An 11660-nucleotide genomic window follows, 5' to 3' on the forward strand; every position below is an offset into this window, starting at 1 on the left:
GTTTCGGGTGGGGTCGGTCGACCGCGGGCGGCGAGGCCAAGCCGGCACCCAGCCCCTCGCTGGCGCCCTACGAGGCCAGCCAGTTCTCCGTCAACAAAGCCAAGTTCGACGGCAGTCTCGCCGTGCTCGCCGCGCCCTGGCTGGCCCGGATGGGCGGATGCGCAGCCGACACCGAGGTCGGTGGACCCAAGCTTCCGGAGGACGAGAAGCAGCACGTCTTCTGCCGCTACGGCGGACTGTCGGTGCACTTCGCCCTGTACGAGTCCGGCGCCAAGGAGGACGCCGCACGGGCGTACCGTCAGCAGCTCGCGATCAGTGGCAGCGCCCTGGCCCCGGGACTGCGCGAGTCGACGCGCACCAAGGGCGGGGTGACCGGCGCCGACGGCAGCTACGTCGAGTACGCCTTCAAGAGTGGCGATGGGCGCCCCATGTGCGGAATCTGGTGGGACCGTGACGACAGCGTCGGCGCCGTGTACTTCGAGACCCTCTGCGAGGCGGGCGTCGCCGGCAACTGGGACGCACTGCGCGACGTCTGGCACAGGTACAGCTGAGGTCCGGTCCTTTCGGTCCGTTGACAACGTCGCCGGCCGGACGAACTAATGAACGCGCACCATCCATTCCGGAGCGATGATCGCGGGGGATCATGACGTCGGTGGAGAAGCTGGACCCTGGCGGTTCCACGGCCCCCCGCCCACCCCTGCTGGCTGACCGATCGGTCGCCTTGGTGCACGAGTGGTTCACGGTCGCAGGTGGCGCCGAGAGCGTCTTCCTCGCGATGGCGGACCTGCTCCCGAGCGCGCAACGGTTCGTTCTCTGGGCGGACCAGGACGTCCCGGCCGAGGAGCTGATGCTGCGTGAGTCGTGGCTGGGGAGGACGCCGCTGCGCCGGAGCAAGGCGCTCGCCCTGCCGCTGATGCCACTGGCCTGGCGCGCCTGGAACGGCCCTCGGTTCGACGTGGTGGTCTCCTCCAGCCACGCCTTCGCTCACACCGCCAGGTTCGGTCCACCCGAGCAGACCCGCCACCTCAGTTACGTCCACTCGCCCGCCCGCTACGTGTGGAGCCCCGGCCTCGACGCCCGCGGCGGTAACCCGCTGCTCGCCGTTCCTCGACGGACGCTGCAGGCGGTGGACGTACGGCTGAGCCGGCACGTCCACGCGTACGCGGCGAACTCGTGGGAGGTGCGGGAGCGTATCCGACGGTTCTGGAAGCGGGACGCCGTCGTCATCCACCCGCCGGTGGACGTGGAGTTCTTCGCCTCGGCCCCGCCCGCGCAGCGCGACCAACCCCGGGACTACCTGCTGGGCGCCGGACGATGGGTGCCGTACAAGAACTTCGACCTGATGATCGAGATCGCCGAGGCGGTGGGGATGCCGCTGGTTATCGCCGGGGCAGGGCCCGAAGAGCCCCGACTGCGCCGGCTGGCCGGCCGGGGCACCACGCCGGTCACGTTCGAGGAACGGCCGACGCGGGAGCGGCTGCGCGAACTCTACTGGGGCGCCTATGCGCTGCTGTTCCCCGCGCACGAGGACTTCGGCATCGTCCCGGTGGAGGCCCAGGCCTGCGGCACCCCGGTGATCGGCCTGCGTAGCGGCGGTCTCCTGGAGACCGTCGTCGACGGCGAGACCGGCGCCCTGGTGCAGTCGACCGATCCCCGGGCGTACGCCGACGCCGTCCGGATGGTCATGCGCCTAGACCCCCACCGGATGCGGCGCAAGGCCACGCAATTCTCCCCCCAGCGGTTCAGAGACCGCATGTCCGAGTGGATCACGCATGAGTCCGACTGACAGCGGCCGGGCGACCGTCGTCGACTGCAGTGGGGTCGGGCCCGGCGGGATCACCCGGGTACTGACCGAACTGGTCCGGCACTGGCCAGCCGGGCGGCCCCTGCGTATCGTCGCGGCGCCGCCGACCTGGGAGATGCCCACCGAGGCCGCCGACGTGGCGGTCCTCAGCCGACAGAACGGCGCCCGGGCTCACACCATCACCTCGGCCACCGCCATGCTGCGCAGGGCCACCGGCGCGGCCCAGCCCGGCACCCGGGTGCTCTCACTGAGTCCGTCCGCCGCGATCGTGGGCAGCCGCCTGCCGGTCACCACGGTCCTGCACGACCTGGCGTTCCGGTTGTGGCCGCACGGGCTGTCCCCCGCAGTACGCCAGTACCGGCGGATCAGCTACGCCACCGCCGTCCGCCGGTCCCGGCGGCTGCTGTGTGTCAGCGCTCGTACCCGGCACGACCTGCTCGGCCTGTACGGGGTCGCCGACGAACGGACCGAGGTCTGGCACCCCGGCAGCGACCTGGCCGTCGTTCCCGGACCGCTGCCCGGGCCGCTCGCCCGACTCCGCGAGCAGGGCCGCGCGTACCTCCTCATCGCCGGCCACGCCGCCCACAAGGGCGTCGAAATCGCGGTGGACGCCCTGCCGGAGCTGCCCGGTCACACGCTGGCTGTCCTCACCGGCGGCCAGCGGGTCGACCGGTTCGCGCACCACGCGGCCGGCTCCGGCGCGGCCGACCGGGTGCTCTTCCTGGACCGCCTCACCGACGCCGGGTACGCCGCCGCGCTGGGCTCCGCAGCCGCCTTTCTCATGCCGAGCCACTTCGAGGGGTACGGCCTGCCGGCGGCGGAAGCCGTGCGTCTGGGCACTCCGACCGTCGTCTCACCCGATCCCGCGTTGCACGAGGCGACCGATGGTCGCGCGGTACGGATGACCTCGTGGACGCCGCAGGCGTTGGCGGCCGCCGTACGGCTGGCCGTGACGTCTCCCCGGCCGCCCGAGGGCCACGGCGGCCGGTCCTGGCGGGCGGCCACCGCGCACCTCGTCACCCTGCTCGACGCGGTGCCGGTCGAGCGGTGTCCCGCACCGACCGGGAGGTAAACCGCCGTGCGGATCGCGATGGTCCACTCGTCGTTCGCCGTCGCCGGCGGCGCCGAACTCTACCTGCGTGACCTCTCCCGGTCCCTGATCGACCGCGGCCACCAGGTCCGTGTCTTCAGTCGTCCGTCCGCCAACGCCGAGCCCGACGACCAGCCGATCGCTCCGCGTCTCGCGGCCCGCCTGGGCCAGGGCCGGCCCCGCGTGGGCAAGGTCCTCACCCACCTGGGCGACCTGGTCGACCCGACCGGGCTGCGCGCCGCCGACCTGCGTTCCTTCGGCCCGGACGTGGTGCACGTGCACAATTGGCAGGGGATCGGGGTGCTACCCGTCGCCCGTCTCGCCCGCGCCTACCCGACCTGTCACACCGTGCACGACTACGCGATCTGCGACCCGAACAACGCGTTGGCGAACCGGGGCGGCTCACCTCTGGCGGAGCTGGCGCTGGGTGTGCGGTCGGCCTGGCTGGTGCGCCGCCTGCGACACCTGTACCTGCTCTGGCCGGCGCAGCGCACCCGGGACATCGTGCACCGGCACGTGCCCGGCGCGTCCCGGCTGGCCGGACGGGTCGTCCCGCTCGCCGTCCCCAGCCGGGGGCGGCGCGTTCAGTGGCGGCCCGGTGACCGGCGGGTCTTCCTGTTCCTCGGCGCGCTCAGCCGGCACAAGGGCATCGACCTGCTGTTGGACGCGTGGTCGGACATCGCGGCGACCACTGGGGCCACCCTGCTCGTCGCCGGAGAGGGTCCCCTGCGCGGCAGGGTGGAGGAGGCCGCCCGTACGACGCCGTCGGTGCGCTACCTCGGCTACCTGGACGGGCCGGGCAAGGAGGACGCCATGCAGCACGCCGGCTGGCTCCTCCTGCCCAGCCAGTGGGCGGAGAACTTCCCCATCTCCTGCGTGGAGGCGCTGACGGCGGGCCGGCCGGTGATTGCCAGCGCGGTCGCCCGGCCGCCGATGGCCTCCGACGGATCGGTGCTGACCTTCGACGACCGAACCGCGCTGGCCGCACTGCTGGCCAGTGCGGCGCGCTTGCCGGAGCCCGAGTACGCCGCCCTGGCTTCGTCCGCCGCCCGCGACGGTCGCCAGCTCGACTGGGGCCGGCATGTCGACGCCGTTCTGGCAAGCTACGAGACCATCCGGAGCGGCGCCTCCGCGACGTACCCGCTTCCGCACGAGGTGACCTCCGCATGACCTCCGAGACCGCACGCCGGCTCCGCGCCGGCCGTCGCACCTGGCTGGCGATCGGCGTCGTCCTGCTGCTGGCCGTCCTGATCGCACCGCTCGCCGGGCTGTCCCCGGTCCTGCCGGTCTTCCTGGCCCTGCTGGGCGCGGTCTCGGTCCGTCCGGTGCCGGGGCTGAGCTACGTGGCGCTCGTGCTCACCGTCCCGCTGGGGTTGTGGTTCGTCGGCCTGGAGAGGCTGGTGGGTGATGCCTTCGGCGGCCGCGAGTACGCGCTGAGCATCTCGGCCAGCCTGGTCGTCGGCGTGCTCTTCGTGCTGACCGTGGCACGGGGCCACTGGCACCGGTGGCACGTCGCCGCCGCAGCGGTGGCGGTCGTCGTCCTCGGTGTGTGGAGCCTCATCGGGATCGCCCATCACGGGGTGGCGCAGACCCTAGTCGGTGTCCGGCTCATGGTGGTGCCGCTGTTGCTGCTGGTGGTGCTCGCCGCCCTGCCGGGGGATCGGCTCGCCGCCCTCGTCACCGTCATGTCGTGGCTGCTCGTCGCGAACGCCGTGGCGTCGCTCGCCGAGCTGGCGGTCGGTCCGGCGCGCCTCGTGCAGTGGGGCTTTGAGGAGGGGCGCGCGGTCCGGTACATCGGCGAGACCTTCCGGGTGCCCGGGCTGACCGAGTTCAACGGCGAGTTGGGCATCCTGGCCGGCGCGTACCTGCTGGGCTACCTGGCGCTCTGGCTGACTCCGGGGGCACGACCGACCCGGTGGTCCTGGCACGCGGGCGGGGTGGCTGCGCTGCTCTGTCTCGCCCTCAGCACCAGCCGGTCCGGGGCCCTGCTGGTGGCCGCCGGGGTGGTCGCGGCCGTCGTCGTCAACCGTTCGGGTGGTGTCGCCGCCCGGCGGCGGGCCCGGCTGTTCGGCCTGGCCGTGGTCGCCTGCCTGGTGGGCGCCTTCGTCGCGGTGGGGGCCACCGGGGCGCGTAGCCTGTTCGACCGCTTCGAGGTCTGGTCCGCGCTGCTCAGTGACGACCTACCCCCCTGGGGGCGGGGGGTCGGCAGCGTCGGCGCCGCGACGAGTTCCCGGATCGCCTCCGGGCAGCAGATCTTCGTGGACAACTACTTCGTGAGCCTGGCGTTGCAGTTCGGGCCGGTGCTGACGGTCGCGGTCGTCGCCGCACTCGGCTGGGCGTTGTGGCGGCTCTGGCGCCTCGGGGCCGAGGACCAGAAGGCCGTGCCACTCACCGCGATCCTGGTCGGGCTCGCCTGCGCGTCACTGATGATCGAGGCATGGGAGTATCCGGGCGCGATGATGTGCCTGGGTCTGTTCGTCGCGTACGCTCGGCGACCCGCTCCTGCGCGACCGGCTCGGGTGCTGCCGCCGGCGCCGCGGATCGCGGCGCCGGTGCTGCCACCACCACCGTCGATCCCTGCCCCTGCGGCCCCGGCCCCGGTCGGTCCCACCCCGGACGAGCAGCCGGGACGATGAGCGTGCGCCGCCTGGCGGCCCGGATGTCGGCCCTGCAACGCACCCAGCTGTCGGTGCAGGCGCTCACCCGTCTCGCGAGCGTCTCCGTCTTCCTGCTCGCGTCCTGGCGGGACACCGCCCACCTGCCGCTCGTCGCGTTGCAGGGGGCCCTGTTCGCGCTCCCGTTCGCCCTCATGGAGGCCCTCGTCGGTCGGCCGCTGGCCGCCGGCCTGGTGCCTGGCAACTGGGACCTGGGACGCTGGGCACGTTCGGTGGCGACGGCCTGCGTGCTGCCCGTCGGCGTGGTCGGCTACCTCTCCGCCACCGTCGCCCTGCCGCAGACCGGCGTCGCGGACCGCCTCCTGATGATCACGCCGGTGTTGCTGCAACTGCCGATCGAGGCGTTGTTCTGGGCCACCACAAGGAGCGGTTCGTTGCGGCGGGCGAACCTCCTCCCGCAGCTCACAGCGGTCGGCACCGTCATCGGCGCCGTCGCCTTCGTCGCCGTGGGTCTGCGGGTCGACGTCGCCGCTGTACCGACCCAGGTCGGGGTGCTGGCCTGGGCCGTGCTCCGCCTGCCGCCGGCCCGGCGGGATCAGGTGAGCCCCGGTCTCCGCCCCGGTCTCTCCGTCGGATCGGTGTACTGCTTCGCCACGGTGATCGATTTGTCGTACTCGATCGCGCTGCCTTCGGTCGCCGGCGCGGTCGCCGGGCAGGCCACGGTCGTGGTGCTGCGCGCGATGGACCTCGCCTTCGGGCCCTTCCACGTGCTGCTCTCGGCGAGCACCCGGGAGGACGTCGTGGCGGGCCGACGCAGCCCTCGGTGGACCGCAGTCCGCGGGCTGACCGTGGCGGCCCTGCTCGCGGTGTCGGCGGCGATGGTGCTCGGGGGTGCCCGGGTCCGCGGGCTGTTGGCCGCGGACCTGGCCGCCGTCGGCGTGACCGTGGTGGCCCTCTACTGCGCCTACAAGGCCCTGCTGATGGTTTCCACCTGGCTGTCCATTAGGCACATGATCCGGGCCGTGCCGCGTCGCTACCTGGTCTCCGCCGTCGGGTCCCGGGTCGTCGCGTTCGCCGTCCTGGCCGTCGTGGTCGTCCAGGCCAGCCGCCCCGGCGACCTGGTCCTGCTGCTGGTCGTCGGCGAGGTGCTGGTCGTGGTCTGGTTCCTGGCCCGGATGCGGTCGGGTGGCCGCGCCGACGACACCGTCGCGGTCGTACCCGGCGGCGGCGAGGCTGTCCGGCTGTAGCCGGCGACCCCAGCGGTCACCCCTCGGCGGCCAGCACCTGCACCGCACCGCTGGGGAACAACGCGCACAGTTGCGTCCGGCCGCCCACCTGCCGGGCGAACACCCGCACCGACCCGTCGCCCGGCGCCGACGGGGTGGCCTGGGCGCGCAGGTCGAAGGCCGGACTCACCACGAGGTTGTTCCGTGGATGCCCGAGGCCCTGGGTGATCTCCACCTGCGTCGTCGCGGCGGGTGTGCCGATCCAGCCCTTGCCGGTGCCGAGCACGTGCCCGCCGGCATCGTCCAGCGCCCCGGGCTGCCACAGGCTCGCCCGGACGCTGGACAGGCCCCGGTCGGCGCCGAAGTCGACCGCCGCCGTGCCACAGTTCACGACCCGGCTGTCGACCAGACACCCGGACGGCTCGTCCGGGTGTGCGCCGGGGGCGAACTGAATGCCGATCTCCTGCGCGTGGTTGTAGCCGAGGACCAGCCCCGACATCCAGCGGCAGTCGTTGCGGGAGATACGCACCCCGACCCCGCCGTTGAGGTCGGCGTAGCAGTTCACACAGCCGATGGCCGTGGCAGCCAGGTCGAACGCCAGATCCTGCCGGATGCCCCAGGCGTGGCAGTTCACCATCAGCGTGCCGGTCGACTCGCCGGCGAGGCGGAATCCGCTCGCGCCGTTCTGGAACGCGAGGCAGTTGAGGAACATCGAGTCGTGCGGACCGGTGAAGTTGATTCCGTGGCCGTCGTTGTCGTGCGATCGCACCGCGGACAGCCGGGCCTCCATCTGGTGCGACCCCTCCGGCAACGCCGCCGTCGGCCCCCACTCGCTGACCACACCGTCATTGCGGCAGCCGAAGACGATCAACTCGGACAGTTCGTACCCGTAGCCGTACAGGCGTAGACCGAAGCTGCCGCGTGGGTTCTGCGCCTTGTTGCCGTCCAGCGTGAGGTCGCGGATGCTGAAGAGGGTGATCCCGTCGTCCGACCGGGTGCCGGTCAGCCGGCTGAAACCATCGGACTCCAGGATGGCGGAGTTGGCGCCGGGACGCAGCCGTAGCGTCGTCGCGTCGCCGCCGGCACCGCGCAGGTGGATGCGCGAGTGCAGGGTGAGCCGACCGGTGAGGTACGTTCCCGCAGGGAAGAAGACCGTGCCGCCGGTCGGCCGTGCGGCGTCGATCGCCTCCTGGATCCGCGCGGTGTCGTCGGTGCCGCCGTCCCCCGTCGCGCCGTACGCCCGTACGTCGACGACCGTCCCACTGGTGGCGCCGTCGGTCAGCGCACCGCCGACGGTGGCGCCGACAAGCGCGGACGAGCCAACTCCGGCGGCGATCGCGCCACCGGTCAACAACGTCCGCCGGCTGACCGCGGGCTGGGGTGGTCCCGCGGTGTCCTCGTGAACCATGAGTTCCCTCCCCGTGACATGGCGCGACGTCGCCCCGCCGGGTCCGCAGCCGGTCCGGACGATGATTCCACGCGCCGTGCCCGTCGTAGCGAGGCGGTCTGGTGGTGGTACGGGGCAGGGTCACCGTGAGGCGACTACCGGGTGGTGCGCACGATGTCCGCGACGGCGTCGCGCCGGACCGCGTCGAAGAATGTCTTCGCCTTCGGCTTGTCGACGAAGACCACGCTCTCGCTGCCGACCCGGCCCGTTCCCCGGGTGGGACAGGTAAAGAAGGCCAGGTTGCCGCCGCGCAGGTGACGCAACTCGGTGGCCAGACTGAAGATGGACATCGACCGGTCCACCGACACCGCGTTGGCCGTCGCCTCGAGGAAGGCGTTCAGCTTCCCCGGGTTGGTCAGCACCCCGCCCGAGGCGGCCTTGTCCAGGATGGCCTTGATGACCTGCTGCTGGTGCCGGATGCGGGCAAAGTCACCGTCGGCGAACGCGTACCGCTCCCGGGCGTAGTCGAGCGCCGCATCACCGTCGAGTGTCTGCCGTCCGGGGACGAAGGTACGCCGGCCGTCCTTGCTCAGGGAGTGCGTCGACGTGAAGCCCTGCTCCACGTCGATCTCGATGCCTCCGAGCGCGTCCACGATCTCCTTGAATCCGGCGAAGTCCACCACCGCCACGTGGTCGACCCGCACCCCGGTGAACAACTCCACCGTCCGCACCATCAACGGCACCCCGCCCCATGCGAAGGCCGCGTTGATTTTCGCCTCCCGGCCGCCGTGCCGGCCGTCTCCGGACCGAGGGACGGGCAGCCAGGTGTCCCGGGGAATGGAGATCAGCTGGGCGCTCTTCCGGTCGGCCGGCAGATGAACCAGGATGATCGTGTCGCTACGTGAGCTGCCGCTGTTCTCCGGGTCTCGGGAGTCGCTGCCCAGGATCATGATGTTCATGGCGTCCTTCGCCACCACCGGCGGGCGCTTCTCCTGTGGCACCTCGGTGAAGGCGTCCACCCGGTCGATCTTCTTCTCCACCGACCGCAGGTAGAACGCCGCGGCGCCTGCGCCGCCGGCGCCCAACAAGGCCAGCGCCAGCAGCGTGACCAGCGCGATCCGGCGGCCCCGACCGGGTCGGCGCGGCTGCCGTGAACCCACTTCGGACGGCGACTCCGCCGGCTCCACCGGGTCGGGCTCGTCGGGCTGCTGGCCTTCACGCATGCGCGCATGCTACTGAGTGACCGCTCGCTCAGGTGACCCCCGTAGGCGCCCTGCCGCGCGCCGAACCGGCCCGAGCGTCGGTCGGCTCGGGCGAACCGGTCGGCGCAGCTGCGTCAGTACGGCGACGACCGACCCGCACGGCGGCGGACGCTCAAGGCAGCGATGGACGCTTCACCCAGCTCCGGTTACGCCTTCCACCAGCCTGACCGCCAGCGACCATTCCTTCACACCGGAGAGGTCACTGGTTCGATCCCCATTCGCCTGGTACAACCCTCCCGTGGACGCTACGACGCTTCGCCGAGCCATCGCCCGCACCCGCCTCGCGCCGGTCGCCGCCTTCCCCAAGCGGCTCGCCCGGGTCGCCCGGCACGACGCCAAGATCATCCGCACCACCACCCGGTGGCTGTTCACCTCCCGTGAGCACCACAACTACACCTACGAGCTGACCAAGCTCAGCCGCCAGCACCTCGCCTGGTTCGTCAGCGTCGTCTGCGACGTCCCGGTCAAGCAGGTCCGTGCCTACCTCGACGAGATCGAGTCCGACGACACGCTGCGCGGCCACATCGAGCGGGCCACCGCCGGCTCCGCGCGCCGCGGCCTCGCCGACAAAAAGGTCCGGTACGCCCGCCGGATCGGCTGGTACGCCATCGTCCGCGCCACCCGACCCAACCACGTCGTGGAGACCGGCGTCGACAAGGGACTGGGCAGTTGTGTGCTCGCCGCGGCGTTGCTGCGCAACGCCGCCGAGGGGCACCCCGGCCGGCTCACCTCGCTGGACATCAACCCCGAGGCCGGCTACCTCGCCCGCACCGCCCCCTGGTCGGAGGTGGTCGATCTGGTGATCGGGGACTCGATCGCCTCCATCGCCGCCCTCGACCGCCCGGTCGACCTGTTCCTGCACGACAGCGACCACAGCCGCGCCCACGAGAAGCGGGAGTTCGAGGCCGTCGAACCGAAACTCGCCCCCGGGGCGATCCTGCTCACCGACAACGTCACCGTCACCAACGTCCTGGCCGAGCACGCCGAACGCACCGGCCGCCGCTTTCTGGCGTACAAGGAAACCCCCCGGGACCACTGGTACCCGGGCGACGGAATCGGCGTCGCGTGGTGAGTGGCCGGTCCACGCCCCGCCGTCCACCGCCCCGCTGGAGCGGCGGATGCCAACTGTGACCGTCGCAGCACCCCTGCGTCACGACCAGGGGTGGCTGTCTTAGCTTTCCCTTAGCCCGCTTGTCGCCCACCACCCGGTCCGGCAGCATCGACTGACGTGACCGACGGCAGCGCGCCCCGCGACCCCGCCTCCCATCCCACGCGGGGTCGCCGCCGTGCGCCGCGCTCCGCCCGCAGCCGCTGGCTCGCCGCCGGCGGTGTCACCGCGCTGGCCACCGTCCTCGGCCTCAGCCTCGCCCTGCGCTCCGGGGCAGCCCCCGCCTGCGCCGCCCCGGTCCGGGTGGCTGCCCCGCTCGCTGCCGCGCCGCCGCTCGCTGCCGCGCCGCCGGTCGGCGGTACCGTCCACAAGGGAAAGGCCACCTTCTACGACGCCCAGGGCCTCGGGAACTGCTCGTACCCCATCCTGCCCGCCAACCGGCTCTACGTCGCCCTCGGCCCCAGCGAGTACGGCGCCGCCGCTGCCTGCGGTGGCAGCCTCGACGTCACCGGGCCACGCGGCACCGTCCGCGTCCTCGTCACCGACCAGTGCCCGGAGTGCCCACCCGGGCACCTCGACCTGTCCCGCGAGGCGTTCGCCCGTATCGCCGACCCCGTGCAGGGCATCGTCCCGATCAGCTACCGGGCCGTGGTCGACCCGCCGCTGCCCGGCCCGCTCACCTTCCGGATCAAGGAAGGCGCCTCGCAGTACTGGTTCGCGGTGCTCGTCGGCGGCCACGGGAACCCGTTGCGCTCCGTGGAGGTCCGCCAGGGCGGTTCCGGTAGTTTCCGTCCGGCCGTCCGGCAGGACTACAACTACTGGCTGATCGACTCCGGTGCCGGCCCCGGCCCGTACACCATCCGGGTCACCGACGTGTACGGACACCGCGCCACCGCCACCGGCATCCGGCTCGCCCCCGGCCAGACCCAGCGCAGCGCCGTCCGGATGTACGGCACCACCGGCGGCGCGGCACCCGCCGCCGGTGGTGCCGCGATCGGCAGTGGCGCGGCACCCGGCACTTCGGGAGACCGGGCCGTCGCCCCCCGCCGTGCCTCGTCGCCAACTCCGAGCGTGAGTCCGTCCCCGGCCGTCCCGCCCCGCCCGGCCACCGGCGCGTCGGCCGACGCCACTTTGCCTGCGCTGGCCGGCGAGGTGGTCACCCGACCCC

The 11660-nt window shown here is 72.5% G+C and carries 9 protein-coding genes and 1 pseudogene; 8 read left to right on the top strand and 2 right to left on the bottom strand.

The window, feature by feature from the left end:
• The 6 genes and pseudogenes from E1193_RS32080 to E1193_RS24530 form a co-directional block, all read left to right on the top strand.
• Nucleotides 1-551 (top strand): annotated as a pseudogene (locus E1193_RS32080) (hypothetical protein); the annotation flags it as partial.
• A 101-nt stretch (nucleotides 552-652) separates the two neighbouring features.
• A complete protein-coding gene (locus E1193_RS24510; protein ID WP_243707864.1) occupies nucleotides 653-1786 on the top strand; it encodes a glycosyltransferase in 1134 nt (377 codons plus the stop codon).
• On the top strand, nucleotides 1773-2876 hold the full coding sequence (locus tag E1193_RS24515; RefSeq protein WP_132185540.1) for a glycosyltransferase: 1104 nt from the start codon (nucleotides 1773-1775) through the stop codon (nucleotides 2874-2876). Before E1193_RS24510 ends, E1193_RS24515 begins: the two co-directional genes overlap by 14 nt.
• Before the next feature lie 6 nt (nucleotides 2877-2882).
• Complete coding sequence (locus E1193_RS24520) at nucleotides 2883-4064, top strand: glycosyltransferase (RefSeq protein WP_243707865.1); 1182 nt, start codon at nucleotides 2883-2885, stop codon at nucleotides 4062-4064.
• The gene (locus E1193_RS24525) at nucleotides 4061-5530 is read left to right on the top strand and encodes a hypothetical protein (RefSeq protein ID WP_132185541.1); all 1470 of its coding nucleotides are present in this window, start codon (nucleotides 4061-4063) and stop codon (nucleotides 5528-5530) included. The genes E1193_RS24520 and E1193_RS24525 overlap by 4 nt, the downstream gene beginning before the upstream one ends.
• Nucleotides 5527-6756: a hypothetical protein gene (locus E1193_RS24530; RefSeq protein WP_243707866.1), complete on the top strand. Its 1230-nt coding sequence runs from the start codon at nucleotides 5527-5529 to the stop codon at nucleotides 6754-6756. The genes E1193_RS24525 and E1193_RS24530 overlap by 4 nt, the downstream gene beginning before the upstream one ends.
• Before the next feature lie 16 nt (nucleotides 6757-6772).
• Here E1193_RS24530 and E1193_RS24535 read toward each other — a convergent pair whose 3' ends face one another.
• Both E1193_RS24535 and E1193_RS24540 read right to left on the bottom strand, forming a co-directional pair.
• Entirely contained in the window at nucleotides 6773-8143 is a 1371-nt protein-coding gene (locus tag E1193_RS24535; protein ID WP_132185542.1) for a right-handed parallel beta-helix repeat-containing protein, read from the bottom strand.
• 134 nt (nucleotides 8144-8277) lie between these two features.
• Nucleotides 8278-9345, bottom strand: a complete 1068-nt coding sequence (locus tag E1193_RS24540) for an LCP family protein (protein ID WP_132185543.1) — start codon at nucleotides 9343-9345, stop codon at nucleotides 8278-8280.
• A 277-nt stretch (nucleotides 9346-9622) separates the two neighbouring features.
• Here E1193_RS24540 and E1193_RS24545 point away from each other — a divergent pair, with 277 nt between their 5' ends.
• Together E1193_RS24545 and E1193_RS24550 are read left to right on the top strand one after the other, a co-directional pair.
• Complete coding sequence (locus tag E1193_RS24545; protein ID WP_132185544.1) at nucleotides 9623-10456, top strand: class I SAM-dependent methyltransferase; 834 nt, start codon at nucleotides 9623-9625, stop codon at nucleotides 10454-10456.
• 156 nt (nucleotides 10457-10612) lie between these two features.
• Nucleotides 10613-11660: expansin EXLX1 family cellulose-binding protein (locus E1193_RS24550; RefSeq protein ID WP_132185545.1), on the top strand; the 1048-nt coding region annotated here is incomplete at its 3' end.

Source organism: Micromonospora sp. KC606 (assembly GCF_004348675.1).
In the GTDB taxonomy this organism is placed as follows: Bacteria; Actinomycetota; Actinomycetes; order Mycobacteriales; family Micromonosporaceae; genus Micromonospora.